The sequence below is a fragment of the Streptomyces sp. NPDC018693 genome, from assembly GCF_044391385.1.
Classification (GTDB): Bacteria; Actinomycetota; Actinomycetes; order Streptomycetales; family Streptomycetaceae; genus Streptomyces.
Map to the genome: position 1 here is coordinate 32193 of NZ_JBIRZZ010000010.1, position 25635 is coordinate 57827.

At 72.0% G+C, this 25635-nt stretch carries 25 protein-coding genes and 1 pseudogene; 13 read left to right on the top strand and 13 right to left on the bottom strand.

The features are described from left to right. Positions 1 to 109: 109 nt before the first annotated feature. Together ACH5AC_RS24680 and ACH5AC_RS24685 are read right to left on the bottom strand one after the other, a co-directional pair. Positions 110 to 586: an ATP-binding protein gene (locus ACH5AC_RS24680; RefSeq protein WP_398864273.1), complete on the bottom strand. Its 477-nt coding sequence runs from the start codon at positions 584 to 586 to the stop codon at positions 110 to 112. A 203-nt stretch (positions 587 to 789) separates the two neighbouring features. Continuing rightward, the gene (locus tag ACH5AC_RS24685) at positions 790 to 1167 is read right to left on the bottom strand and encodes an STAS domain-containing protein (RefSeq protein WP_398864274.1); all 378 of its coding nucleotides are present in this window, start codon (positions 1165 to 1167) and stop codon (positions 790 to 792) included. A gap of 250 nt (positions 1168 to 1417) precedes the next feature. On the opposite strand from ACH5AC_RS24685, the gene ACH5AC_RS24690 reads away from it, so the two are divergent. The 3 genes and pseudogenes from ACH5AC_RS24690 to ACH5AC_RS24700 form a co-directional block, all read left to right on the top strand. Next, a complete protein-coding gene (locus tag ACH5AC_RS24690) occupies positions 1418 to 2293 on the top strand; it encodes an RNA polymerase sigma factor SigF (protein ID WP_398864276.1) in 876 nt (291 codons plus the stop codon). A 218-nt stretch (positions 2294 to 2511) separates the two neighbouring features. Continuing rightward, entirely contained in the window at positions 2512 to 4089 is a 1578-nt protein-coding gene (locus ACH5AC_RS24695; protein ID WP_398864278.1) for a ricin-type beta-trefoil lectin domain protein, read from the top strand. 191 nt (positions 4090 to 4280) lie between these two features. After that, positions 4281 to 4526 (top strand): annotated as a pseudogene (locus ACH5AC_RS24700) (EamA family transporter); the annotation flags it as partial. On the opposite strand, the gene hutI reads toward ACH5AC_RS24700, so the two are convergent. The 4 genes from hutI to hutU are packed head-to-tail and all read right to left on the bottom strand — an operon-like array spanning position 4466 to position 9958. Then, a complete protein-coding gene (gene hutI, locus ACH5AC_RS24705; protein ID WP_398864280.1) occupies positions 4466 to 5746 on the bottom strand; it encodes an imidazolonepropionase in 1281 nt (426 codons plus the stop codon). The pseudogene ACH5AC_RS24700 and the gene hutI sit on opposite strands and share 61 nt — an antisense overlap. Beyond that, positions 5743 to 7077 (bottom strand): formimidoylglutamate deiminase, encoded by a 1335-nt coding sequence (locus ACH5AC_RS24710; RefSeq protein ID WP_398864282.1) that lies wholly within the window; start codon positions 7075 to 7077, stop codon positions 5743 to 5745. The genes hutI and ACH5AC_RS24710 overlap by 4 nt, the downstream gene beginning before the upstream one ends. After that, positions 7074 to 8297: an allantoate amidohydrolase gene (locus ACH5AC_RS24715; protein WP_398864283.1), complete on the bottom strand. Its 1224-nt coding sequence runs from the start codon at positions 8295 to 8297 to the stop codon at positions 7074 to 7076. Before ACH5AC_RS24715 ends, ACH5AC_RS24710 begins: the two co-directional genes overlap by 4 nt. Beyond that, entirely contained in the window at positions 8294 to 9958 is a 1665-nt protein-coding gene (hutU, locus tag ACH5AC_RS24720; protein WP_398864284.1) for a urocanate hydratase, read from the bottom strand. The genes ACH5AC_RS24715 and hutU overlap by 4 nt, the downstream gene beginning before the upstream one ends. A gap of 110 nt (positions 9959 to 10068) precedes the next feature. Here hutU and ACH5AC_RS24725 point away from each other — a divergent pair, with 110 nt between their 5' ends. The 5 genes from ACH5AC_RS24725 to ACH5AC_RS24745 all read left to right on the top strand — a co-directional run bounded on the left by ACH5AC_RS24725 (position 10069) and on the right by ACH5AC_RS24745 (position 14090). Further along, positions 10069 to 11517, top strand: coding sequence for a diaminopimelate decarboxylase (locus ACH5AC_RS24725; RefSeq protein WP_398864285.1), 1449 nt, complete (start codon positions 10069 to 10071; stop codon positions 11515 to 11517). Positions 11518 to 11686: 169 nt separating this feature from the next. After that, positions 11687 to 12079 carry a hypothetical protein gene (locus ACH5AC_RS24730; protein WP_398864286.1) on the top strand — a complete coding sequence of 131 codons (393 nt, stop codon included), beginning with the start codon at positions 11687 to 11689 and terminating at the stop codon, positions 12077 to 12079. Between the two features lie 2 nt (positions 12080 to 12081). Then, on the top strand, positions 12082 to 13125 hold the full coding sequence (locus ACH5AC_RS24735; protein ID WP_398864610.1) for a transcriptional regulator: 1044 nt from the start codon (positions 12082 to 12084) through the stop codon (positions 13123 to 13125). Between the two features lie 34 nt (positions 13126 to 13159). Further along, positions 13160 to 13702 (top strand): roadblock/LC7 domain-containing protein, encoded by a 543-nt coding sequence (locus tag ACH5AC_RS24740; RefSeq protein WP_398864287.1) that lies wholly within the window; start codon positions 13160 to 13162, stop codon positions 13700 to 13702. Positions 13703 to 13715: 13 nt separating this feature from the next. Next, positions 13716 to 14090 carry a hypothetical protein gene (locus ACH5AC_RS24745; protein WP_398864289.1) on the top strand — a complete coding sequence of 125 codons (375 nt, stop codon included), beginning with the start codon at positions 13716 to 13718 and terminating at the stop codon, positions 14088 to 14090. Between the two features lie 10 nt (positions 14091 to 14100). Here the strand turns inward: ACH5AC_RS24745 and ACH5AC_RS24750 are convergent, their stop codons facing one another. Both ACH5AC_RS24750 and ACH5AC_RS24755 read right to left on the bottom strand, forming a co-directional pair. Continuing rightward, a complete protein-coding gene (locus tag ACH5AC_RS24750) occupies positions 14101 to 14694 on the bottom strand; it encodes a hypothetical protein (RefSeq protein WP_398864290.1) in 594 nt (197 codons plus the stop codon). A 138-nt stretch (positions 14695 to 14832) separates the two neighbouring features. Next, the gene (locus ACH5AC_RS24755; protein ID WP_398864291.1) at positions 14833 to 15669 is read right to left on the bottom strand and encodes a MurR/RpiR family transcriptional regulator; all 837 of its coding nucleotides are present in this window, start codon (positions 15667 to 15669) and stop codon (positions 14833 to 14835) included. Positions 15670 to 15803: 134 nt separating this feature from the next. On the opposite strand from ACH5AC_RS24755, the gene ACH5AC_RS24760 reads away from it, so the two are divergent. Further along, positions 15804 to 16250: a hypothetical protein gene (locus ACH5AC_RS24760; RefSeq protein ID WP_398864293.1), complete on the top strand. Its 447-nt coding sequence runs from the start codon at positions 15804 to 15806 to the stop codon at positions 16248 to 16250. A 339-nt stretch (positions 16251 to 16589) separates the two neighbouring features. On the opposite strand, the gene ACH5AC_RS24765 is transcribed toward ACH5AC_RS24760, so the two are convergent. Further along, positions 16590 to 17978: a cystathionine beta-synthase gene (locus ACH5AC_RS24765; RefSeq protein WP_398864294.1), complete on the bottom strand. Its 1389-nt coding sequence runs from the start codon at positions 17976 to 17978 to the stop codon at positions 16590 to 16592. 148 nt (positions 17979 to 18126) lie between these two features. On the opposite strand from ACH5AC_RS24765, the gene ACH5AC_RS24770 reads away from it, so the two are divergent. From ACH5AC_RS24770 to ACH5AC_RS24780, 3 genes are all read left to right on the top strand, one after another. Continuing rightward, positions 18127 to 19167, top strand: coding sequence for an SGNH/GDSL hydrolase family protein (locus tag ACH5AC_RS24770; RefSeq protein WP_398864296.1), 1041 nt, complete (start codon positions 18127 to 18129; stop codon positions 19165 to 19167). Between the two features lie 149 nt (positions 19168 to 19316). Continuing rightward, positions 19317 to 20537 carry an acetyl-CoA C-acetyltransferase gene (locus ACH5AC_RS24775; RefSeq protein WP_398864298.1) on the top strand — a complete coding sequence of 407 codons (1221 nt, stop codon included), beginning with the start codon at positions 19317 to 19319 and terminating at the stop codon, positions 20535 to 20537. Positions 20538 to 20830: 293 nt separating this feature from the next. Beyond that, positions 20831 to 21613, top strand: coding sequence for a hypothetical protein (locus tag ACH5AC_RS24780; protein ID WP_398864611.1), 783 nt, complete (start codon positions 20831 to 20833; stop codon positions 21611 to 21613). 1 nt (position 21614) lies between these two features. On the opposite strand, the gene ACH5AC_RS24785 is transcribed toward ACH5AC_RS24780, so the two are convergent. Continuing rightward, complete coding sequence (locus ACH5AC_RS24785) at positions 21615 to 21926, bottom strand: hypothetical protein (protein ID WP_398864299.1); 312 nt, start codon at positions 21924 to 21926, stop codon at positions 21615 to 21617. Positions 21927 to 22029: 103 nt separating this feature from the next. On the opposite strand from ACH5AC_RS24785, the gene ACH5AC_RS24790 reads away from it, so the two are divergent. Beyond that, entirely contained in the window at positions 22030 to 22260 is a 231-nt protein-coding gene (locus ACH5AC_RS24790) for a DUF4287 domain-containing protein (RefSeq protein WP_398864301.1), read from the top strand. An 88-nt stretch (positions 22261 to 22348) separates the two neighbouring features. Here ACH5AC_RS24790 and ACH5AC_RS24795 read toward each other — a convergent pair whose 3' ends face one another. The 3 genes from ACH5AC_RS24795 to ACH5AC_RS24805 all read right to left on the bottom strand — a co-directional run bounded on the left by ACH5AC_RS24795 (position 22349) and on the right by ACH5AC_RS24805 (position 25616). Continuing rightward, positions 22349 to 23224: a Bax inhibitor-1/YccA family protein gene (locus tag ACH5AC_RS24795; RefSeq protein WP_398864303.1), complete on the bottom strand. Its 876-nt coding sequence runs from the start codon at positions 23222 to 23224 to the stop codon at positions 22349 to 22351. 146 nt (positions 23225 to 23370) lie between these two features. Further along, complete coding sequence (locus tag ACH5AC_RS24800; RefSeq protein WP_398864306.1) at positions 23371 to 24552, bottom strand: 4-hydroxybenzoate 3-monooxygenase; 1182 nt, start codon at positions 24550 to 24552, stop codon at positions 23371 to 23373. 731 nt (positions 24553 to 25283) lie between these two features. Further along, positions 25284 to 25616 (bottom strand): MazG-like family protein, encoded by a 333-nt coding sequence (locus tag ACH5AC_RS24805; protein ID WP_398864308.1) that lies wholly within the window; start codon positions 25614 to 25616, stop codon positions 25284 to 25286. Positions 25617 to 25635: the final 19 nt, after the last annotated feature.

The following is a 25635-nucleotide window of genomic DNA, read 5'->3' on the forward strand; positions in this document are numbered from 1 at the left end:
GACACTGCAGCGCATTTTTCAGGGGCGCGGGGCTGTGTCCACATGCGGCTCCGCCGCGTGGGCGCGAGCAACCCACGACGGCCCGCAGCCGCGACACGACGCCAGGCACCTACGCGGGAGCGCCCAGCTCCGCCCAAACCGTCTTACCGGCAACCCCCGGCGTCCGCACCACACCCCAGTCCAGACACAGCCGCTGGACGATGAACATCCCATGCCCCCCGGGCCGCCCCGCCCGATGCGGAGTACGCGGCGCCGGCTGCCCGGCCCCCCGGTCGACGACCTCGATCCGGATCACCTTGTTGTCGCAGGCCAGCTGCATCTCCTGCGGCCCCTCCGCATGGAGACACGCGTTCGTGACCAGCTCGGACACGACGAGCAGCACATCCTCCGCCGCGGCGCGCTGATCCGCGGTGGCGGCCGGCAGCCAGCCCCACGCGTACAGCGCCTGCCGGGCGAAGTCCCGTGCGAGCGGTACGACGCCGCTCGCGCCGTCGAAGTCCAGGCTGCGGACCTGTCGGCCCGCCGATGCCCCCGAAGCGCCGCTGGGCTCCGGGGAGCCCGGCGAGACAGGCCGGGTGGTGCTCATCAGCGCTTCACCTCACCGATTCACCAGTTCACGATGGAAAGATCCAGGGCTTGGAGAGTGCCACCGACATGTTCGGGACGTCCTCGCCCGCATGTCTCCTGCCCGACGGGGCCGCCGGGACACCCCCCTCCTTCGCCACGCTCCGCAGCGAGGGATGTGGCCTGCGCGACAGTTCAGTCGCCCTCAGCCGTCCTCAGCAGCCCTCAGCCGTCCTCGACCGCGAGGGCCGCCTCGACCGAGTCGTGCACGGTGAAGACGGCGTCCGCGCCGGTGATCTCGAAGACCCGGGCGACGACCGGGAGCATCCCGGCCAGATGCACTCCCCCACCGGCGGCCTCGGCCTTCAGCCGGGTGCCGAGCAGCACATTGAGCCCGGTGGAGTCGCAGAACTCCAGCCCTGAGCAGTCGACGACGAGCCGACTGAATCCTTTGGCGAGACAGGCGTCGAGGGGTTCGCGCAGCAACTCGGCGGTGTGGTGATCGAGCTCACCCGCCGGTGTCACGACGGCACTGGAGCCCTCTTCCCGCACCTCCACCAGAAGCCGGCCCGACTGTGCGCTGCCGACCGTCCCGCGGTCCATGCCGTGTCTCTCCCGAGGTCGTTGCGTCCGTGCTGACGCCCTCGAACACTACGCCTTCGTTACGCGCTCCGACAGCCGAACAACCCCACGGAAACAGACATAACCGCACATACCGCACTTGCGATCGGCTCGGCAAAGCAGGTAGGGCTAGTAGAGACACGTAACCGACACGGCCGGCTTTGGAGGCGCCGCACACCGCAGTGCACGTACTGGCTCCGGCAGCCATATGCCGAGAACGATGGAGGACATCATGTCACCGCGGCTCGACGCATCGCACCTCGACAGCGCGACGTCGACACCCTCTCCGGAACATCTGGATCCCATCGAAGGGCTCCCCGAGATCCCTCCGTACGACGAGGTCGGACCCGTCGACGCACGGGCCCTCTCCAAGACCCTCTTCGAGCGGCTCGAATCGCTCGAGGAAGGCACCCACGAATATTCGTACGTCCGCAACACCCTCGTCGAACTGAACCTCGCCCTGGTCAAGTTCGCCGCCTCCCGCTTCCGCTCCCGCAGCGAGCCGATGGAGGACATCATCCAGGTCGGCACCATCGGCCTGATCAAGGCGATCGACCGTTTCGAGCTCTCCCGCGGTGTGGAGTTCCCCACCTTCGCGATGCCGACCATCGTCGGCGAGATCAAGCGCTTCTTCCGTGACACGTCGTGGTCGGTGCGGGTACCGAGGCGACTGCAGGAACTCCGCCTCGACCTGGCCAAGGCCGGTGACGAACTGGCTCAGAAGCTCGACCGGGCACCCACGGTCGGCGAACTGGCCGAGCGGCTCGGGATATCCAACGACGAGGTCGTCGAGGGCATGGCCGCGTCGAACGCGTACACCGCCTCCTCGCTGGACGCGCAGCCCGAGGAGGACGACACCGAGGGCGCGCTGGCCGACCGCATCGGCTACGAGGACCACGGGCTCGAAGGCATCGAGTACGTCGAGTCGTTGAAGCCCCTCATCGCCGAACTCCCGCCCCGCGACCGGAAGATCCTCTCCCTCCGCTTCGTGGCGAACATGACCCAGTCGGAGATCGGCGACGAGCTGGGCATCTCTCAGATGCATGTGTCGCGGTTGCTGTCACGGACGTTGGTGCGACTCCGCAAGGGGCTGACGACGGAGGAGTAACCGCCGGGACCGTCGGAGTTCTCGGGCTTCTCGGGGATGCCCGGGTGCCCGGGGTCTCCGGGGTCTCCGGGGTCTCCGGGGTCTCCGGGGTCTCCGGGGTCTCCGGGGTCTCCGGGTCCTGGTTACCCCGGGAAACCTCCCCAAACGTGTCCTGCGCCACTATGGTCACCCCACCCCAGACCGACCAGTAGGTCAGTTTCAGGTGAGGAGCGACCCCCATGTCCCGTGCCGACGCGAGCGGCGGACCTGCCGTCCACGGTGCCCCCGACGCCCGTCTCGCCGAGCTGCTGCGCGCGGCACCCGCGCTCGCCTACCCGGCCCTGCGGGAGCTGCGGGAGCGGCACGAGTCGAGCCTGCTCGCCTACGCCCGCCTCTCCACGACCGGCGAGACGGCGGCCCGCCGCCTGGCCGCCCAGACCTTCGCCCGGGCCGCCCGCGAGACGGCCCGCGGCAACGACCCCGGCCTGCCCTGGCGCCACCAACTCCTGCTGCACGCCTGCCGGGTGGCCGCCCAGTGGGCGTCCGACGACCGCGCCGCCGGCCTCAACACGGGCGTCGTCCCCGTCCCCGTACCTTCCCCACCCCTCCTCCCCGCCTTCCGCTCCCTCCCCTCCCGCACGCAGGGCCTGCTCTGGTACGGCGTGGTGGAGCGTGAGCCCGCGCCCCGTGCGGCCCTTCTCCTCGGCCTCACCCCCGAGGACGTCACCTACGGCACCCCCCTCGCCCTCCAGTCCCTCACCCGGGCCGCCCTCCGCCGCCGCCTCACCGCCTCCGACGACCCGGACTGCGCGGACTTCCACCGCCTGATCGAGGAGTCCGTACGCCCGGACAGCCCGCGCCACAGCCCCGACCTGGAGTCCCACAAGTCCCACTGCCCCCACTGCACGGCGGCCTACGACGAACAGTGCGCCCTGCGCGACGCACCGAGCACGGCATTGGCGGAGGGCCTGCTGCCATGGTCGGGCACGGCCTACGCAACGGAGAACCGCCCCGCTCCCCCGCCCCTGATCCCGCCACCCTCCACTGCCCCACCCCTGCCCCCGCCCCCGCCACCTGCGGCCTGGCCGCCCCCGCGCCGCGTCGTCCTGGCCTCGGCGGCACTGGGCGTGGCCCTGGCCCCCCTGCTGATCGTGCTGCTCCCACCCGGCGACTCCCACAACAGCCGGCCGACGGGCGCGGTGGCCGCGACGGCGCCGAGGCTCCCACCGGTGACCACCCCGTCGACGACAGCACCCACCCCCTCACCCACACCCCCGCCATCCCCGTCCCCCTCCCCATCGCTGTCGGTTTCCCCGACCCCCTCCCCGACCCGCTCAAGCCCCTCCCCCCGCCCCACACCACCCCCGAAACCCAAGCACAAGCCCACACCGACACCCACCCCCACACCCGTGCTCCCACCCGGCGCCACATACGCCCAGGTCGTGAACACCACCACCGGCCGTTGCCTGGAGGTAGCCGGCGACTTCGCCAACGGCACGGACGTAGTAACCGTCCCCTGCTCCACCTCCCGCAGCCAACGCTGGCGGTACGTCTCCTCGCTCGGCATCCTCCAGTCGTACGCCGACCCGGACTACTGCCTCGACAGCCGCGGCTCGGTCGACCGGGGCGTCGGCATCTGGACCTGCTCCTCGGTCTACGGCCGCAACGGCCGCAACCTCACCTTCTACGTGGACCCCGACGGCACCATCCGCCCGGCCATCGCCCCGGGCACGGCCCTGACCGACAACGGGTACGGGGATGTGTGGTTCCTGCCGGCGGGCGGGGGTGGGGGGCAACGGTGGCGGGCGGGGCAGTAGGAGCCGTCAGGCCGGCAATCCGACAAGTGCGCAGGCAATGGCACAAGAACGCCTGCCATGCACCGGGCCGGCACCGGTACGGCCGCTGACGACCATGTCTGGACCTCGACCCTCGTGACTGCCCCTCCACGGTGTCGGCGGCAGCGCCGTAGACCGCGTGCCCGCAGGGCAAGTCCAGCCCTGCCGACACCAGCTCGCCGTCCCGGGTCAGTCTGCTGCTGGGGACCGAGCCGGTGTGGGCGGCGGCCGTCGGTAGCGCGCTGGCCGGGGACCGGCCGGGGTGGCTCGGGTATGCGGGTGCGGTGCTGGTGCTCGTCGGTACGGGGTGGGGGCGGTCGGTGGCTGACCGGGAGCGTCTGGCGCTGCGCGCGACTGCTCAGGCCACTCGTACGCCGCCGCGCCAGACGCCCGACACCAGCGGGACGCCCGGGCGGTAGGCCAGGTGGACGTGGCTCGGGGCGTCCAGGAGGAGGAGGTCGGCGCGGGCGCCGGGGGTGAGGTGGCCGATGTCGGTGCGGCGGAGGGCCGCCGCGCCGCCGGCCGTGGCCGACCAGACCGCCTCGTCGGGGGTCATGCCCATGTCCCGTACGGCGAGGGCGATGCAGAAGGGCACCGAGGAGGTGAAGGACGAGCCGGGGTTGCAGTCCGTGGAGAGGGCCACGGTGACGCCCGCGTCCAGGAGGCGGCGGGCGCCCGGCCACTCGGCGCGGGTGGAGAACTCGGCGCCGGGGAGCAGGGTGGCGACCGTGTTCCCTGACGCCAGGGCGTCCACGTCGGCGTCCGTGAGGTGGGTGCAGTGGTCGGCGCTCGCCGCGTCCAGTTCGACCGCGAGCTGTACTCCGGGGCCGTAGGAGAGCTGGTTGGCGTGGATGCGGGGGTGCAGGCCCTTCGCCTTGCCCGCGGTGAGGATCGCGCGGGCCTGGTCGCCGTCGAAGGCGCCCTTCTCGCAGAAGACGTCGATCCAACGGGCGTGCGGGGCACAGGCGTCGAGCATCTCGCCGGTGACGAGGGCGACGTAGGCGGCCGGGTCGTCGGCGAAGTCCGGGGAGACGATGTGGGCGCCGAGGTAGGTGACCTCGTCGGTGTGGCGGGCGGCGATGCGCAGGGCGCGGGCCTCGTCCTCGACCGTCAGGCCGTAGCCGGACTTGGTCTCGAAGGTGGTGGTGCCCTGGCGGAGGGCCTCGTCGAGGTAGCGGGTGAGGTTGCGTTCGAGGTGCTCGTCGCTCGCCGCCCGCGTGGCCGCGACCGTCGTACGGATGCCGCCCGCGCTGTACGGGCGCCCCGACATCCGGGCGTTGAACTCCTGCGTGCGGTCGCCCGCGAAGAGGAGGTGGGAGTGGGAGTCGACGAAGCCGGGCAGGACCGCGCGGCCGCCGGCGTCGACCCGATTGTCAGTGGCGGGTGCTTTGCTTGAGTCACCGGTCCACACGACGCGGTCGCCTTCGATGACGACGGCCGCGTCCTGGATCAGTCCGAGGGGGGATCTGTCACCCAGGGAGGGGTTGTTGGTGACCAGGGCGGCGATGTTGGTGATGAGCGTGCTGGCGGTGCTCGCGGAGCTTGCGGGGCTGACGGTCGTCGCGTTGCTCATGGCGTCCTTGCTGGCCTGGTCGGCGGTGGGGTCGGATGCGCGTTGGGGTTCCGTGGTGGAGGTCATCCGCGCAGGGCTGCGACGGCGTCCGCGAGGGCTTGCGGCACATCCGGCACGAGGGTGTGCGCCCCGTCCCGTACGACGTGCCGACCTGCCACGACCGTATGCGACACGTCTGCTGCCGACGCGGCGAATACGGCCGTCTCGGCACCGAGCCGCGCAGGCGGCCCTGCCGTCCTGACCGAGTCGAGGGCGATCGTCGTGAAGTCGGCGAGCGCGCCGGGCTCCAGGGTTCCGGCGCCGTCCCAGCCGAGGGCCGCGTGGCCGTCGGCCGAGGCCGCCCGCAGGAGGGCCGCCGCCGTCCAGTGACCTCGGGTGCGGGTGCGCAGGCGCTCGTTCAGCTCCATGGCGCGCGCCTCTTCCAGCAGGTCGATCACGGCGTGGCTGTCGGAGCCGAGGGAGAGCGGGGAGCCCTCGTTCTGCAGGGCGACCGCGGGTCCGATGCCGTCGGCGAGGTCGCGCTCGGTGGTGGGGCACATGCAGGTGCCGGTGCCGCTGCCGCCGATGAGGGAGATGTCCTCGGCGGTGAGGTGGGTGTTGTGGACGCCGGTGGTGCGCGGCCCGAGGACCCCGTGCAGGGCGAGGAGCTGGGTCGGGGTGCACCCGTGGATCTCCAGGCAGGCTTCGTTCTCGGCGGTCTGCTCGGAGAGGTGCACATGCAGCGGGGTCCGCCGGTCCTCGGCCCACCGCGCCACGGTCGACAGCTGGTCGGCGGGCACGGCCCGTACGGAGTGGATCGCCGCCCCGATCCGTGCGTGATCCCGTTCCTTGAGAAGTGAACAGCGTGCGGCCCAGTCCTCGGCGGTCCCGTCGGAGAAACGGAGCTGGTGGGTGTTGGGCGGCTGTCCGAAGCCGGAGGAGAGATAGGCGGTGTCGAGGAGGGTGATGCGGATACCGGCTTCGGCGGCGGCCGCGATCAGGGCCTCGCCCATGGCGTTCGGGTCGGCGTAGGGGGTGCCGCCGGGGGCGTGGTGGACGTAGTGGAACTCGCCGACCGCGGTGATGCCGGCCAGGGCCATCTCGGCGTACGCCGCGCGGGCGAGGGCGTGGTAGCTGTCCGGGGTGAGCCGGTCGGCCGTGGCGTACATGACCTCGCGCCAGGTCCAGAAGGTCCCGGAGCCGACCTGGACGGCTCCGCGCAGGGCGCGGTGGAAGGCGTGGCTGTGGGCGTTCGCCAGGCCCGGGAGGGTCAGTCCGCGCAGGATCTCGGCGCCGGGGGGCGGGGTCTGCGCGCCGGTGCGGACGGCGGTGATGCGGCCGTCGTGGACGTCGAGCGCCACGCCCGGCTCGACGCGGTCGCCGAGCCAGGCGTGCTCCAGCCAGTACGTCTGCGTCACGTGCAGGCCAGCCCTTCCAGTACGTCGGCCAGTGCGTGCACCCCGGCCACGCAGTCGTCCTCGCTCGCGGACTCGGCCGGGGAGTGCGAGACCCCCGTGGGGTTGCGTACGAACAGCATGGCGGTCGGGATGCTCCCGGACAGGATCCCGGCGTCGTGTCCGGCGCCGGTGCCGAGGACGGGGACGGTGAGCGCGGGGTCCTTGTCCTTGCCGAGGATGCGGGCCAGTTCGTCGCGCAGGGCGTGGTCGAACTCGACGACCGGCGTGAAGGACTCCCGGACGACCGCGAGGTCGACGCCGTGGGCCTCGGCGTGGGTGCGGGCGGCCTTCTCGATGCCGTGGACGACGGTGTCGAGGCGCTCCTGGTCGGCGGCGCGGGAGTCGAGCCAGCCGCGCACCAGGCAGGGGATGGCGTTGACGCCGTTGGGTTCGACGGAGATCTTGCCGAAGGTGGCCACGGCCCCGGCCAGTTCGGCCTCGCGGCGGGCGGCGAGGACGGTCTCGGCGTAGGACAGCATCGGGTCGTGCCGGTCCACCAGCCGGGTGGTGCCGGCGTGGTTGGCCTCGCCGCGGAAGTCGAACCGCCAGCGGCCGTGCGGCCAGATGGAGCCGGCGATGCCGACGGAGTCCCCGGTGAGGTCAAGGGCGCGGCCCTGCTCGACGTGGAGTTCGACGAAGGCGCCGATGCGGGCGAGGCGTTCGGGGTCGGGGCCGAGGGCCTCGGGGTCGTAGCCTGCGGACTCCATGGCCTGCGGGAGGGTGATCCCGTCGCCGTCGGTGAGCCGGTGCGCCTGGTCGACGGTGAGGTGGCCGGCGGTGAGCCGGGAGCCGACGCAGGCGAGCCCGAAGCGGGCGCCCTCCTCGTCGCCGAAGTTGACGACGGCGAGGGGCTTGGTGGGCTGCGCTCCCCTGGCCCGTAGTTCGTCCAGGGCGGCGAAGGAGGACACCACGCCCAGGGGTCCGTCGAAGGCGCCGCCGTCGGGTACGGAGTCGAGGTGCGAGCCGGTGACGACGGCGTCGCCTGCGGTGGGGTCGCCGAGCCAGGCCCACTGGTTGCCGTTGCGGTCGACCTCGTAGGTCAGGTGGCGGGTGGCGGCCTGCTCCCGGAACCAGGCCCGGCAGTCGGTGTCGGCGCCGGTCCAGGCGTAGCGGCGGTAGCCGCCGGTGGTGGAGCTGCGGCCGATCGGCAGCAGCTCCGCCCACATGCTGTGGAAGCTCACGCCTGGTCACCTTCACGCATCGGCACCCGGACGCCGCGCTGCCCGGCGACCGACTCGGCGATGTCGTACCCGGCGTCCACGTGCCGGATGACGCCCATGCCGGGGTCGTTGGTGAGCACGCGGCGGATCTTCTCGCCGGCGAGCGGCGTGCCGTCGGCCACCGTCACCTGGCCGGCGTGGATGGACCGGCCCATGCCGACGCCGCCGCCGTGGTGGATGGACACCCAGGAGGCGCCGGAGGCCACGTTCACCATGGCGTTGAGGAGGGGCCAGTCGGCGATCGCGTCGGAGCCGTCGAGCATGGCCTCGGTCTCGCGGTAGGGGGAGGCGACGGAGCCGCAGTCGAGGTGGTCGCGTCCGATGACGATCGGCGCGGACAGCTCACCGGCGGCGACCATGTCGTTGAAGCGCTCGCCGGCCTTGTCGCGCTCGCCGTAGCCGAGCCAGCAGATGCGGGCGGGCAGGCCCTGGAAGTGGACCTTCTCCCCGGCCATCTTGATCCAGCGGGCCAGGGACTCGTTCTCGGGGAAGAGGTCGAGGATCGCCTTGTCGGTCCTGGCGATGTCGGCGGCGTCGCCGGAGAGGGCCGCCCAGCGGAAGGGGCCCTTGCCCTCGCAGAACAGCGGCCGGATGTAGGCGGGGACGAAGCCGGGGAAGGCGAAGGCGCGGTCGTATCCGGCGAGTTGGGCCTCGCCGCGGATGGAGTTGCCGTAGTCGAAGACCTCGGCGCCGGCGTCCAGGAAGCCGACCATGGCCTCGACGTGCCGGGCCATGGACTCGCGGGCCTTCTGGGTGAACCCGGCCGGGTCCTTCGCCGCCTCGGCGGCCATGTCCTCGAAGGCCACGCCCAGCGGGAGGTAGGCCAGGGGGTCGTGGGCGGAGGTCTGGTCCGTCACGATGTCGATGGGCGCGCCCATCGCCAGCAGCTGGGGCACCAGTTCGGCGGCGTTGCCGAGGACACCGATGGACAGCGGGCGGCGGGCGTCGCGGGCCTCGACGGCGAGCCGCAGGGCGTGGTCGAGGGAGTCGGCCCTGACGTCGAGGTAGCGGTGCTCGATGCGGCGGTCGATGGCGCGCGGGTCGCAGTCGACGCAGATCGCCACGCCGTCGTTCATCGTGACGGCGAGCGGCTGGGCGCCGCCCATGCCGCCGAGGCCGGCGGTGAGGGTGATGGTGCCGGCCAGGGTGCCGCCGAACTTCTTCGCGGCGACGGCGGCGAAGGTCTCGTAGGTGCCCTGGAGGATGCCCTGGGTGCCGATGTAGATCCAGGAGCCGGCGGTCATCTGGCCGTACATGGTCAGGCCGAGGGCCTCCAGGCGGCGGAACTCCTCCCAGTTGGCCCAGTCGCCGACGAGGTTGGAGTTGGCGATGAGGACGCGGGGGGCCCACTCGTGGGTCTGCATGACGCCGACGGGGCGGCCGGACTGGACGAGCATCGTCTCGTCCTGCTTGAGGGTCTTCAGGGTGCGCACCATGGCGTCGAAGGAGCGCCAGTCCCGGGCGGCCTTGCCGGTGCCGCCGTAGACGACGAGCTTGTCGGGGTGTTCGGCGACCTCGGGGTCGAGGTTGTTCTGCAGCATCCGCAGGGCGGCCTCCTGCTGCCATCCCAGGGCGCTCGGCTGGGTGCCGCGCGGCGCTCGTACGGGGCGGGGTCCCGACATCGTCTGCCTCCTCCGACTACTACGTCTATTCACATCCTGGGTTCTTGAATAGAACTAGTCAATAGGGTCATGGGCCGACACGCGGCCCGCACCGGTGTTTGGCTGGATCCATGGGCACGCCCGTGGAGAGGATCGGGAATGCTGTGGAGGGCGACGGCGACGACACAGGGGACCACGTGAACCACCTGCACGGCCGGGACAGCGACGGGGACGGCGAGCGGGCGGTACGGCGGGACGAGGCGGTGCGGGCCGCCGTGGAGCAGGGGCTGCTCGGGCCCGGCACTCCCATCGTCGGACTGCTGGACGTCACCGGCATCCGCGCGGCCGCCGCGGCGCTGCGGGCGGCGTTCGACGCGGTGCTGCCGCCCGGCACACCGGTGCTGCACGCCTTCGCGGTGAAGGCGACCCCGCTGGTGCCGGTGGTGCGGCTGCTGCGTGAGGCGGGCCTGGGCGCGGAGGTGGCGAGCCCCGGGGAGCTGGCGCTGGCGAGGGCGGCCGGGCTGCCGCCGCGGGCCACGGTCCTCGACTCCCCCGCGAAGACCCCGGCCGAGCTGCGTGAGGCGCTCGCCCTCGGCATCGCCGTCAACGCGGACAACCCGCAGGAGCTGGCCCGCATCGACACCCTGGTCGCCGCCGCGCCCACCGCCTCGCCCATGGGTGTCCGGGTGAACCCGCAGGTCGGCGCGGGCTCCATCGAGGCGCTGTCGACGGCGACGGCCACCTCGAAGTTCGGGGTGGCGCTGCGCGACGCGGGGGCGCGCGACTGGGTCGTACGGGCGTACGTCGAGCGCCCGTGGCTGACCCGGCTGCACACGCACACCGGGTCGCAGGGCGTGCCGCTGTCGCTGATGGTGCGGGGTGTGGCGGAGGTGTACGAACTGGCGGAGGAGATCAACCGGCGCGTCGGGCACCGCCAGGTCGACACGATCGACATCGGCGGCGGCCTGCCGGTGAACTTCGCGACGGAGGCGACGACACCGACGTACGCCCAGTACGCGCGGCTGCTCGCCGAGGCGGTGCCGGGGCTGATGGACGGGCGCTACGGCCTGGTCACCGAGTTCGGCCGGTCCCTGCTGGCCAAGGAGGGCACGATGGTGGCGCGGGTGGAGTACACCAAGCGCGCCGGCGGCCGTCCGGTCGCGGTGACGCACGCGGGCGTGCAGGTGGCCACCCGGACCGTGTACGCGCCGGGTTCCTGGCCGCTGCGCATCGCCGCGTACGACGCGAGGGGCCGTCCGAAGGAGGGCCCGGGGGTCGTCCAGGACGTGGCGGGTCCGGCCTGCTTCGCGGGCGACCTGCTGGCCGAGGCGCGGACGCTTCCGCTGCTGGAGCAGGGGGACTACGCGGCGGCGCTGGACACGGGCGCGTACTACTTCGCGCACCACTACGCGTACAACTCCCTGGCCCGGCCGGGGGTGTACGGCTTCGCGCCGGACCGGCGGGGCGGGATCGCCTTCGCCACGGTGCGCGCGCCGCAGACGCTCGACGAGATCGTGGCCGAGTCCGGAGGGGCGCACGCGGAAGCGCTCACCTCCCTCCGTACCACCGCGCGCGACTGACGTACGCCGGTCGACAGGGTGTTCAACTGATGTGTGGACGGGGCGAGTTGGCGCACCCTAGCGCCTTCACGCATTTTCCACTGGAAAATGCCGGAATCCTCACCCCTGGCCCGCACGGTGCGTAGCGTCCTCCTCACTCAGCCGAACCGCAGGCGGGAGGGGAGCGACGGTGCCCGGAATCGACGAGTGCCTTCTGGAGGCCATGCGGCTGCCCGGAGCCCGGGGAGCAGCACTGGTCGACTGGACCAGTGGGCTGGCGCTGGGCGCGATCGGGGAGTTCCCCGGCGACGACCACGAGGCGGCCGCCGCCGAGGCCGCCGAGATCGCCCGGCTGGCCGCCGAGCAGCGGGCGTTCGCGCCCGTCGACGGCGACGGCGCGGCCGACCCGCCGCTGGAGGACCTGATCATCAGCAACCGGGACAGCTACCACCTGCTGCGGTTCGTGCGGACGTCGTTCGACAGCAGCGTGTTCCTGCACCTGTTCCTGGGCCGGGCGGACGGCAACCTCGCGCTGGCCCGGATCCGGCTGGGCGACATGGCCGGACGGCTGGTGCTGGAGTGACCGTGACGCGGGCGGCCGCACCGCCCCCGCTGCCGGTGCGGGACAGATCGAGGGCTCGTGACCGCGCGGGCGGCGGCCTCTCCCCCATGCTGACCCGGCTGGCCGCCGAGCGGGCCAGCGGCGTCCTGGAGCGCGAACACGGCACGCTCCACCTGGCGAACGGCCGTGTGGTGCACGCCGAAAGCCCGTTCGCACCCGGCCTCGGCGCCCTCCTGCTCGCCCACGGCACGCTCGACCCCGACGTCTGGCGGCAGGCCCTGGACGGGGTCGGCGCCGGCGGGGAGCACGCGGCGGTCCGCCGACTGCTCGACACCGGTCGCGTCGCACGCGGGCTACTGGAGCTGTGCCATCTGGGAGCGCTGTACGACGCCGGGTTCTTCGCTCTCGCCCCGAGCAGCACCCCCGGCCGCTTCCGCTACGACGCCGTGTTCCCGGCCGACGCCCTGCGGCCGGTCGCCGTGGCGGCGCTGGAGCGGGAGACCCTGCGCCGGCGCGCGCTGCTGCACGGTCTGTGGCCACGGCCGTGCACGGACACCGCACCGCTGCTGCGGACCGACGCCGCGCCGCCATCGCCACCGCCAGAGACCGGGACGGCCGCCTCACCGGCGGCGCTCGCCCCACCGGCGGCTCCGGCCCGGCCGCCACGGACCGAGGCGGCCGGCGTGCCGGCGGCGCTCCACCGGCGGAGTGCCGTGCTGGCCCTGGTCGACGGGCGGCGCACCGCCTCGGACATCGCGCGGAGGCTGGGCCGACGCGCCTTCCCCGTCCTGGCGGACGTCCGCCGACTGGCGGCCGCCGGCCTGGTCACGCCCAAGCCCGAGCCACCACCGCCAACCCCGCCCACACCGCCGACATCGCCTGTGCCACCGACACCACCGACGTCGCCGGCACTACACCCACCACCAGCACTACGCCTGTCGTCAGCACCATCGCCGTCGCCGGCACCACCACCCGCCGCTCTCTGGCCGAGTGGCGGCCTGCCCCCCGTCGACGACCCCGACATCACCCTGTTGAAGAGGCTCAGGGATGCGCTGGAGGCCCTTTGAGCGGCAACGACCGCGTGCCGAGAGGAGAGACCCGATGGCCGACGAGCCGGCCCTGCTCGACGAACTACGGCGACTGCGCGCCCGCGTACCGCAGCTGAACGGCGCGCTCGTGGCCAGCGTGGACGGCCTCGTCCTCGCCCAGGACACACCCGGCGTCGAACCGGAGGGCCTGGCCGCGCTCACCGCCGCCGCGCTCGGCGTCGCCGTACGCATCACCGACGCCACCGGCCAGGGCAGCCTGCGCGAAGTGCTGCTGCGCGGCCAGTACGGCTACGTCGCCACCTACGCGGCGGGCGACCAGGCCGTCCTGACCCTGCTCGCGCAGGACCGCGTCAACGTCGGCCGGCTCCATCTGGAGGGCCGACGGGCCGGCGCACGCGTCGGGGAACTGGTGCACAGCGCCCTCCCCGCCCCGCCCGCCCCGCCCGCCAGGCCCGCCCGCTCCAGGGCGGCCACCCGCACAGCGACGACGACCCCACCGACGAGCCCACAGACGAGCCCACAGACGAGCCCGACCCCGACGACGACCACGACCACGACCACCGCAACGGAACCCCGTACCACCACAGAAAGCTGAGAGGAACCCCGTCATGGCCAACACCGAAACCGCCCTGAAGGAAGCACTCACCTCCATCGAGGGCGCCACCGGAGCGGCGCTCGTCGACTACACCAGCGGCATGGCGCTGGGCACGATCGGCGGCAGCAAGAGCTTCGACCTGAACGTCGCCGCCGCCGGCAACACCGACGTGATCCGCGCCAAGATGCGCACCATGGAGCACCTGGGTCTCAAGGGCGAGATCGAGGACGTCCTGATCACCCTGAGCGACCAGTACCACCTGATCCGGCTGCTCAGCGGCCGCGGCGGCAACGGACTCTTCCTGTATCTGGTGCTGGACGCCAAGCGGGCCAACCTGGCGATGGCCCGCCACCAGCTGAAGAAGATCGAGCAGACCCTGGAGGTCTGAGTCCGCCCCGTCAGACCAGCGCCGCGGCGCGGCGGCGGGCCCCGCCGGGGGCCGCGTCGCCCGCCGCGATGCCGGTTGCCCGGTACGCCTTGACGGCCTTGCCCGCCGGCCGGCCCCCACGCCGGCCGAGCCAGTCGACCCGCACCCACAGCAGTACGTCCCCGGCCCGCTCCAGCCGCCCCAGCCAGGCCGCCTTCAGCCACAGCCCGGCCCCGCACCCGGCGAGCAGCATGCCCCCGGCGGCCGGCACGGCGAAGGACGCGCCCAGCGCGGCGAGGAACGCCGGCAGCAGCCACCACCGGTGCCCCCGCCGCCAGTTGCGTACGGTCACCCCGCGGTCCTGGAGCACATCGTGCCGCCCCGCTCGCGCGGCGCCCCGTGCGAGCGCCACGTACCGGCGCCGCCCGCGGTACGCCACCACGGCCGCCGCCACGATGAACAGCGCCGCCCCTGCCAGCACCCCGATCCGCCGCCCGGTGATCCCCGGCACCAGCACGCCGACGCCCGCCGCGAACACCCCGCACCACCACAGCGGGGCGGCTCCCGCGCGTACGACGACGGCCACCCGGGCCAGACCCTGCGCTCCGCGATTCTCGCGTGCCACGTTCCGCCTCCTCGTCGTAGGAGAGTCGTAGGAAAGTCCTGTGAGACATGACGTCGTGTGAGACGCCACCCGTCGGCCGGGCAGATTAACGCGAGAACGTGAGACGAATCTGAGAGCGGCGGCTCCGGGAGCGGCGGCTCACTCCACGAACAGCCCCCGCGCGGCGGCCCTGGTGTCGAACTCCTCCAGCCGGGACTGGGCGTCCGGCAGGTCGTCGCACATCGCCTCCAGCAGCACCCGGCCGAGCAGCATCGGCGCGCAGGCGGTGTCGAAGGCGAGCCCGGTGCCGACGGCGGCCGGCAGCAGCAGGTCGGACACCTTGGCGACGGGCGCGAACGCGGAGTCCGCGACGGTCACCACGGTCAGCCCGGCCTCCTTCGCGTAGGCGAGCGTGTCCAGCACCTCGCGGGGATGCCGGGGCAGCGCGAAGCACAGCAGGGCCGTGGCGCCGGCGCGCACCGCGGCGTCGAGGCGGTCGTGGACCATCGAGCCGCCCTCGTGCAGCAGTCGTACGTCCGGGTGGACCTTGGCGGCGAAGTAGGCGAAGCCGTACGCCTGGGAGGCGGCCGCCCGCAGGCCGAGCACCGGCAGCGGGCGGGAGGCGGCGAGGACACGGCCCGCGCGGTGCACCGGGGCGGGGTCGGCGAGTGCCTCGGCGAGGTGCCGCAGGTTCTCGATCTCGGCCTCGACGGCCTGCTGGTACTCGTTGTACGAGCCGCTGTCCGCGCTCTGCTCGGCGGGCGCGACCTCGCGCAGGTGCCGACGCAGCGCCGGGTAGCCGTCGAAGCCGAGGGCGACGGCGAAGCGGGTGACGGAGGGCTGGCTGACCCCGGCCAGTTCGGCCAGCTCGACGCTGGACAGGAAGGGCACGTCGGCGGCGCGCCGGACCATGCTGTGCGCGATCCGCCGCTGGGTCGGCGTCAGCCGGTGCCCCTCGAAGAGCGCCTGCAGCCGCGCGGCCGGGCTGTCGGTCATGGCCTGCTCCCCCTCCACCTATTCAGTCATCAAGAACTCTGCATGAGGTCATGCAGACCCGGCAAGGGACGCCGTGCCGAAAGGGGGGCTAACCCCAGTGCGCGGGGCGTCAGGGCTCCGTAGCGTGGAGTGTCATGACGGGATGGGAGACCACGATGGACGCCGCGCGCGACGCCGAGCTGAAGAAGGAACTCGACGCCACCCTGCATGCCCGCAGGGAGCTGGGTGAGGAGTACGACTCCGCGCTCGTCGAGTCGTTCCTGGAGAAGGTCGACCAGCGCATCGACGGGGCGGTGGAGCGGCGGGTGCGCCGTCAGTTGGCGGAGCAGCAGATGACGGTGGCCCGCGACTCCCGCAACCCGAAGGCCACCGACTCCTGGGGCGAGCGCTTCGGCTTCGGCATCGTCTCGCTGGTCCTGGCGATCCCGCTGTCGGGTGTCGGCGCGGGCACCTCGGGCCTGCCGGGCCTGATCGTCGCCTGGCTGGGCATCGTAGGCGTCAACGCGGTCCAGGCGGCCCGCACGAACCCGGGCCTGTTCCGCCGCGGCAGGTCCGCCAAGGACAGCGACTGGCAGGAATAGCCGAAAGGCACGAAGACATGTCGCGGGGACCGCCGCACCCCCGTGTGACGGGGGGCGGGACGACGGCGGTCCCCGCGAGGGACGCGGGCCGGTCAGGCCGGCTCCCGCGTCCTGGCGTCCATGGAGGTCCGGGAGCCGCTCCGGAGGTCCTTGGCGCCGTCTGCGCCGGCCTGGGCGGGGAGCCGCTCCCGCCCCTGCCGACGCCCACCAATGTGCCGGACGCGTGTTAAGCGTGTGCTGCGCGGACGTGACGCGCTCGTACCACTTCCGCGTCGGCGCGATCAGCCGCGGTCACCACAAGTTCGCCGCGGACACGGCGAGTTCACCGCAAGTTCGCCGCTACTTCCCGCCCTTGGCGAGGAAAGCCAGCAGGTCCTGTCGGCTGACCACACCGGTCGGCTTGCCCTCGACCAGGACGATCGCCGCGTCGGCCGTGCCGAGCACGGACATCAGGTCGCCGACCGGCTCACCGGAGCCGACCTGCGGCAGCGGCGCCGACATGTGCTTCTCCAGCGGGTCGGACAGCGCGGCCTTCTTGTTGAACAGGGCGTCCAGCAGCTCGCGTTCGACGACCGACCCGACGACCTCGGCGGCCATCACGTCCGGGTGCCCGGCGCCCGGCTTGACGACCGGCATCTGGGAGACGCCGTACTCACGCAGCACCTCGATGGCCTGACCCACCGTCTCCTCCGGGTGCATGTGCACCAGCGACGGGATGGCGCCGTGCTCCTTGTCGTCGAGGACGTCGGCGACGCGCGCGCTCGGCCCCTCGTCCTCCAGGAAGCCGTAGTCGGCCATCCACTCGTCGTTGAAGATCTTGCTCAGGTAGCCGCGTCCGCTGTCGGGCAGCAGCACGACCACCACGTCGTCAGGACCGAGCCGCTCGGCGACCCGCAGCGCGGCGACCACGGCCATCCCGCAGGAGCCGCCCACCAGCAGCCCCTCCTCCTTGGCGAGCCGGCGGGTCATCTGGAAGGAGTCCTTGTCGGACACGGCGACGATCTCGTCCGCGACCGTACGGTCGTAGGCGGTCGGCCAGAAGTCCTCACCGACGCCCTCGACGAGATACGGCCGCCCCGAGCCGCCGGAGTAGACGGACCCCTCCGGGTCGGCGCCGACGACCTTGACCCGGCCGTCGCTGACGTCCTTGAGGTAGCGGCCGGTGCCGGAGATGGTGCCGCCGGTGCCGACGCCCGCCACGAAGTGGGTGATCTTCCCCTCGGTCTGCTCCCACAGCTCCGGACCGGTGGAGTGGTAGTGGGACAGCGGGTTGTTCGGGTTGGAGTACTGGTCGGGCTTCCACGCGCCCGGGGTCTCCCGCACCAGCCGGTCGGAGACGTTGTAGTACGAGTCAGGGTGCTCCGGCGCCACGGCCGTCGGGCAGACGACGACCTCGGCACCGTAGGCCCGCAACACGTTGATCTTGTCGGTGCTCACCTTGTCGGGGCAGACGAAGATGCACTTGTAGCCCTTCTGCTGGGCGACGATCGCCAGGCCCACACCGGTGTTGCCACTGGTCGGCTCGACGATCGTGCCCCCGGGCTTGAGGGCACCGCTCTCCTCGGCCGCCTCGATCATGCGCAGGGCGATGCGGTCCTTCACCGAGCCACCCGGGTTGAAGTACTCGACCTTGGCCAGGACGGTCGCCTGGATGCCCTCGGTCACGCTGTTGAGCTTCACCAGCGGGGTGTTGCCGACGAGGCTGATCATCGAGTCGTGGAATTGCACCGTTGTCTCCGGTTGCTTGCAAAACAGTGGTCCTAGTGGTTCCGCCAGCCTAAAGCGTGGGGGAACCGTTCACTCCCTGTTGCGATTGGGCGGCGGTCCGTACGGGGCAAGGAGTGGGTGTACGGCTACGAGGAGGTGGCGGCGAGGCATGACGAGCACGTCGAGGGCGAGAGTGGCCCGGCGCATCGCGGCCGGAGCGGCCTATGGCGGCGGCGGCATCGGCCTGGCCGGGGCGGCGATGGTCGGCCTGCTGCTGGCGGAGGTCCAGCTGGCACGCCGGCATGTGAACGGCACGGGCACCCAGCCGCACGTCCCCCAGGCGGACGGCCTGTACGGGCGCGCGTACGGCCGCTTGTACGACGCCACCGCCCCCGCCCCCGGCGAGGAACCGCTGCTGCTGGTGATGCTGGGCGACTCCACGGCCGCCGGGCAGGGGGTGCACCGGGCGGGCCAGACGCCGGGCGCCCTGCTGGCGTCGGGACTGGCGGCGGTGGCGGAGCGTCCGGTGCGACTGCGCAACGTCGCCCTCCCGGGCGCCCAGTCCGACGACCTGGACCGCCAGGTGGCCCTGGTGCTGGGTGCCGATCGGGTGCCCGACATCTGCGTGATCATGATCGGCGCGAACGACGTGACCCACCGCATGCCCCCGACGCGTTCGGTACGTCATCTGTCGTCGGCGGTACGACGGCTGCGCACCGCCGGCGCGGAGGTGGTCGTCGGCACCTGCCCGGACCTCGGCACCATCGAACCGGTGCAGCAGCCGCTGCGCTGGCTGGCCCGGCGGGCCTCGCGGCAGCTGGCGGCGGCGCAGACGATCGGGGCGGTGGAGCAGGGGGGCCGCACGGTGTCGCTGGGCGACCTGCTGGGCCCCGAGTTCGAGGCGAACCCCCGGGAGCTGTTCGGCCCCGACCACTACCACCCGTCGGCCGAGGGCTACGCGACGGCGGCGATGGCGGTGCTGCCGACGGTGTGCGCCGCCCTGGAGCTGTGGCCGGCGGAGGAGGAGCGCCCGGACACCAGCCGCGACGAGGGCTTCCTGCCGGTGGCGCGGGCGGCCGCGGAGGCCGCGGCGGAGCCCGGCACCGAGGTCGCGGCGGCGATGCCGACCGGCCCGCGCGGTCCTTGGGCGCTGCTGAAGCGGCGGCGCCGCCGCCGGGTACCCGAGCCGGAGACGACCCCGGTCAACTGAGCGCCACCCCTTCCCAAGCAAGCGCTTAGAAAGATGCGGCCAGGGTCACACCCCGCCGACCGTGACCCGGGCCATACGTACGGGTAACTTCCAACCCAGCCCTGCCTCACACTCGTACACTCGTACGTACATACGCCAATGGAGCCGTGATGCCCGAAGCCGTCATCGTCTCGACCGCCCGCTCCCCCATCGGCCGCGCCTTCAAGGGCTCCCTCAAGGACCTGCGCCCGGACGACCTCACGGCCACGATCATCCAGGCCGCCCTCGCCAAGGTCCCGGAGCTCGACCCCCGGGACATCGACGACCTGATGCTCGGCTGCGGCCTCCCCGGCGGCGAGCAGGGCAACAACCTCGGCCGCATCGTCGCCGTGCAGATGGGCATGGACCACCTCCCGGGCTGCACCATCACCCGCTACTGCTCCTCGTCCCTCCAGACGAGCCGCATGGCCCTGCACGCCATCAAGGCCGGCGAGGGCGACGTCTTCGTCTCGGCCGGTGTCGAGATGGTCTCCCGCTTCGTCAAGGGCAACTCCGACAGCCTGCCCGACACACACAACCCGTTCTTCGCCGAGGCCGAGGCCCGCACCGCGGCCGTCGCGGAGCAGGAGGGCACGACCTGGCACGACCCGCGCGAGGACGGCCTCGTCCCGGACGCCTACATCGCGATGGGCCAGACCGCCGAGAACCTCGCCCGCCTCAAGGGCGTCACCCGCCAGGACATGGACGAGTTCGGCGTCCGCTCCCAGAACCTCGCCGAGGAAGCCATCAAGAACGGCTTCTGGGAGCGTGAGATCACCCCGGTCACCCTCCCCGACGGCACGGTCGTCGCCAAGGACGACGGCCCCCGCGCCGGCGTCACCCTGGAGGGCGTCCAGGGCCTGAAGCCGGTGTTCCGCCCGGACGGCCTGGTCACCGCCGGCAACTGCTGCCCGCTCAACGACGGCGCCGCCGCGCTCGTCATCATGTCCGACACCAAGGCCCGCGAGCTGGGCCTGACCCCGCTCGCCCGCATCGTGTCGACCGGCGTCTCCGGCCTCTCCCCCGAGATCATGGGCCTCGGCCCGGTCGAGGCGAGCAAGCAGGCCCTGGCCCGGGCCGGCCTCACCATCGACGACATCGACCTGGTCGAGATCAACGAGGCGTTCGCCGCCCAGGTGATCCCCTCCTACCGCGAGCTCGGCATCGACCTCGACAGGCTGAACGTCAACGGCGGCGCCATCGCCGTCGGCCACCCCTTCGGCATGACCGGCGCCCGGATCACCGGCACGCTGATCAACTCGCTGCAGTGGCACGACAAGCAGTTCGGCCTGGAGACGATGTGCGTCGGCGGCGGCCAGGGCATGGCGATGGTCATCGAGCGACTCAGCTGAGCAACCACCGGCCACCGCTGTGTGACCAACACGCCACCCCCGGTGACCCATTGGCCCGGAGTCCGGAACACCACCGGTCTCCGGGCCTATTTGTGATCCAATGTCCCCCAGGATGTGACCTATCTCGCTCTCGCCGGGGAACTCGCAGTTCAGAGCCGCTCCACCACTGAACCCCGGACCCAAAGCCCTGTCCGTTTCGTGACGTTACGCACTGACAGCTGGATGGTCAGCCCTTCAAGCTGATGTAGGAAGTCGGGGGTCGACTTTGAACCGGGAGTACGTCAGTGAGCGCCATGCCGATCGCCCTGCTGGTCACCACGGCCGCCACCGGCGCCGTGGGCGTCGCCGTCCTGCGCACCCTCATGAAGCTGCGCCGGCAGGTCGCCGCCCTGCACACCCAGCTCGCCGAGAACCACGCCGACCTGACGCGCGGGCTGGTGCCCGCCGCCCGCACCGCCGCCGACGCCGATGAGATACGCGCCGCGGTCGCCGAGGCCCTCGCCGAGGAGCGGGAGCGGGAGCTGGCCGAGGCCCGGGCGTTCTGGGCCGCCCAGGAGGCCCGTGACGCCTCTGACGCGCCGACGCTGCTGGGCCTGCCCGACAGCGAGCTGTTCCTCCCTCGGCAGGCCGATTTCGCGGGCCTGGAGCCCCTGGAGCCGGTGACCGAGCCGACCGCCGACGCCGACGACCTCGCCGGGGAGTCCGCCGAACTGGCCGCGGCCCGCCGCCGCCACCCGTCCCACCCGGACTTCGTCCCGGTCCAGTCGCCCGTCGTGAACGACCACGAACGCACCGTGGCCACCCTGGAGGAACTGGCCGCGTCCCGCGTCGCCCTGACCGACGTCCGCCCCGGCCCCCTGGGCACCCTGGACGTCTACGTCTTCGCCGACGGCACGACCCTGTGCATGACCCCGGGCCACCGCGAGACGGCCGACCGCCTGGCCGCCTCCCTCACGGCGGGCGAGGCCCCGGTCCTGCTGGGCGGCTCGGGCATCTCGGGCGCGTACACCCTGACGTTCGCCTGCGGCGAGGAGAACGTGTACATCCTCGCGGACCGCGTCATAGCGAGCCTCTAGCTCACACCCCCGCCCGCTTCTGCGCCTCCTCCACCCACCGCACCGCCTCAGAAACCTGGCCCTCGTCCTGAAGCACGAGGGCCAAGTCATGCACCGCCACGGTGATCTGATCAGCCGCCGCGAACATCCCCGCGTCCGGCATCTCCCGGGGCTCACATCCCGGCGCTTCCAGAACCTGCGCCCACCGAGCCAACTCCCTGGCCAGCGCCAGCGCCTCCGCGGCAGCGCCCCGCTGCAAGCGGGACTGCGGCGCCGCCCTCAACCGATCGGCGAAATGATCAACGGCACGGGTCAAGGGAGTCGTATCCACCACGCGGCGAGAGTACCGCGCCGCACCGCGACTGTTGCCAACAGGCGAACGCTGAGGCACCGTGACCTGAAGGACCGGCTTACACCCCATTCGTTCGGAGGCGCCGATGTCCCAAGTCTTCTCCGAGGAGACCCATCGCAATCTGCTCGCCCGCATCCCCCACTGCACCGGTCGTGAGATCTCCGACTGGCTGCGCACCGTCGAAGAAGGCCCCGCTCTCTTCCGCTTCGAGGAGAAGGTCAGCTGGCTGCGCCACGAGCACAACCTCGCGTACGGCCACGCCAAGGCGATCATCCATGAGTACGACCTGAGGAGGGCCGCGCGCCGCCTGCTCTGAACCGACCACGACGCCGAGAGCACGACGAAGGGCCCCGGATCGACCCGGGGCCCTTCTCCTCCTGGGCGGACGATTCCGCGGAGGACGATCAGTCGTCGCCGCTGAAGATCGCGACGAGCCGCAGCATCTCGATGTAGATCCACACCAGGGTCATGGTCAGACCGAACGCGGCCAGCCAGGACTCCTCACGCGGGGCGCCGTAGGCGACGCCGTCCTCGATCTGCTTGAAGTCGAGCGTCAGGAAGAACGCACCGAGCACGATGGCGATGATGCCGACGATGGCACCGAGCGGACCGAAGCTGCGCAGACCGCCGTCCTCGGCGACACCGAACACGACGAGCAGCAGGTTGACCGCCATGACCAGCATGAAGGCGACGGCGATGGCCATGCCGATCCGGGCGTAGCGCGCGGTGACGCGGACCCAGCCGGCCTTGTAGACCAGCAGGGTGGCGGCCGAGACGGCCATGGTGCCGAGGACCGCCTGGAAGGGGGCACCGGACCAGCGGGTGTTGAACATCTCGCTGATCACGCCGAGGAAGACGCCCTCGAAGGCGGCGTAGGTCAGGATCAGCGCGGGCGACGCCTTGCGCTTGAAGGACTGCACCATCGCCAGGACGAACGCGACGAGCGCGGCGCCGATGCCGAGGCCGTAGCTGGTCGACGACACCGGCAGCAGGGCCCACGCGAGGACGGCACCGACGACGACGGTGCCGAGCGTGAGGGCCGAGCGCATGACGACGTCGTCCATCGTCATGCGGCCGGTGGTGACCGGGGCCTGCGGCGGGGCGCCGTACTGCAGGTCCTGCTGGGCGTACGGGTTCGTCGCGTACGGGTTGCCCGCGGGCTGGGCGTACGGGTTGCCCTGGGTGCCGACAGCCCCGGCCTGCGGCGCGGTGTTGAAGCCCGCGTAGCCGTTGTCGCGGCTGAACCCCCGTCGCGAGAAGACCGGGTTGCTGCTCCTCATTTCACTCCTCCACGGCCGCACGGCGCGACCTTGGCTCAAGAGTAATGGAAAGGCAAAGGGTTGACCCTACTACCTGTGGAGGATCTTCCCCTCACGATGCTGGGCAACACGCTACGCGACCGGGTGATTCCCGCCACCCCCAGGACTCACTCGTGATCGAACGGGAATCCGGTGTAACCCTCCGCCAGGTCGGTCTCGGCGGCCCGCGCGGAGACCAGGCGCTCCAGCCGGGCGAGTTGCAGGCGGTCCTCGAAGGGCGTGGCGTCGGGGGCGCGGTGCAGCAGCGTCGTCATGTCGTAGGAGAACCGCTCGGCCTGCCACACCCGGCGCAGACAGGTCTGTGCGTAGGCGTCGAGGAGCTCGGGAGACCCCGTCCGCTGCTGGTGCGTCAGCGCCCGCGCGAAGGTCGCCACGTCCCCCACGGCCAGGTTCAGCCCCTTGGCGCCGGTCGGCGGCACGATGTGGGCGGCGTCACCGGCGAGGAAGAGGCGGCCGTGGCGCATGGGCTCATGGACGTACGACCGCATGGGGGTGACCGACTTCTGGGTGATGGGCCCGCGCTCCAGGCGCCAGCCGTCGGTGGTCTCGAAGCGGCGCTCCAGCTCCGCCCAGATCTCGTCGTCGCTCCACGCCTCGGCGTCGGTGCCGGCGGGGACCTGGAGGTAGAGGCGGGAGACGGACGGGGACCGCATGGACAGCAGGGCGAAGCCGCGGTCGTGGCGGGCGTAGACCAGCTCGTCGTGGGACGGCGGTACGTCGGCGAGGATGCCGAGCCAGCTGTAGGGGTACGTCCGTTCGAAGACCCGGGTCGACCCGGCGGGGAACGCCGTGCGTGACACGCCCCAGAAGCCGTCGCAGCCGACGACGTACGCGCACTCCAGGACGTCCTCGGTGTCCTCGTGGCGGAAGCGGACGCGCGGGCGGTCGGTCTCGGCGCCCTCCACCGCCAGCGCCTCGGCCTCGAACAGCAACGGGCCGCCGTCCTTCAGCTGGAGGGCGATGAGGTCCTTGCACACCTCGGTCTGGGCGTAGACGGTCACCGACCGGCCGCCGGTGAGCGCGGGGAAGTCGACGCGGTGGCGCCGGGCGTCGAACCGCAGCTCGATGCCGTCGTGGCGCAGCCCCTCGCGGTCCATGCGCTCCCCGGCGCCGACCGCGCGCAGCAGGTCCGCCGTGCCCTGCTCCAGGATCCCGGCGCGCTGGCGCTGTTCGACGTAGGCCCGGTCGCGGCTCTCCAGGACGACGGAGTCGATGCCGGCGCGGTGGAGGAGGCGGGCGAGGAGGAGGCCGGCCGGACCGGCGCCGATGATGCCGACGGTGGTACGCATCGGGCGTTCCCTTCGCTGTTCGCAGAGTGTTCGCACAGTGAAGTTTTCTTCACCGACTTCCGGCGAGTCTGCGCGCACCGTCACGGGCTGTCAATGGTGGGACCACCACAAGGGTGGAAGTGCCCAGAGCCGGACTCGAACCTGACCCGGCAACCCCTCTGACCTGCGGCGATGCTGTCACCTCGTCAAATGCCCCCGCATCTTCACGCATCGGCACGCATCCGCACGACTGGCGCCGGGCTGGTGCGCCAACTGGCGCACGCTCTGGCGCACCCCTGACGACCTGCCAGAACGGCCATCGAGAACGTTCGAGCGCGATTCGGACACACAGGGAACGATCTTGGCCAGATTGACGCCGAGGCCCACCCGGAGGACAGTCGGCACCGAAAAGAGGATGGGCCCGACAGCAAGTCTGTCGGGCCCACCCGCGAGTCCGGCGCCTCACCGCGGAGCAAGGGTGCCGGACTCGCTCAGCGACTCCGGGGACCTGCTTGCGGAGCAAGGGCCCAGAGCCGCCCCACCGACCCATACGGGCACGGCGAGTCATTCACCAGCCACGGCCGGTTTCCACGGACAACTATCTTGCACACACCAGTGCGCCCAATGGAAAGCGGTTCCCCTGGGTAACAGGCGCGTACCCGTAGCATTTCATGCACACGCATTCGTACGTCCGTGCGCTGACACAGCCTTCCGGTTGACGAAGCCGAGCGATGCCAGTCCCTCGACCCCAGTCAGGCTTCCTGGTTGGGCAACACGCGGTTCAGGAGCACGTCCAGGCGCTCCTGGAGCACATGGCGGGCGTCCGGCGCCACCGTGGCCAGAGCCACCATGGACGTCACGATGACGTCCGCCAGTTCGGTCTGTACGTCGTTCCACGTATGGGAGCGGCCCTTCCTCGGGTTGGCGCCGAGCGCCCCGTGCAGGGCCTCGGCAACCTCGCCGTACTCCTCGCCGATCTTCAGTACGCGCAGCAGCCGGACATCGGCCGGCGTGTTCGCCTCAGCCTCGTCGTCCAGCCACTCCACCAGGCGGTCAACCTGCTCCCAGATGCGCTGGTCTCCCATGAGGTTCTCCTCGCTCGAT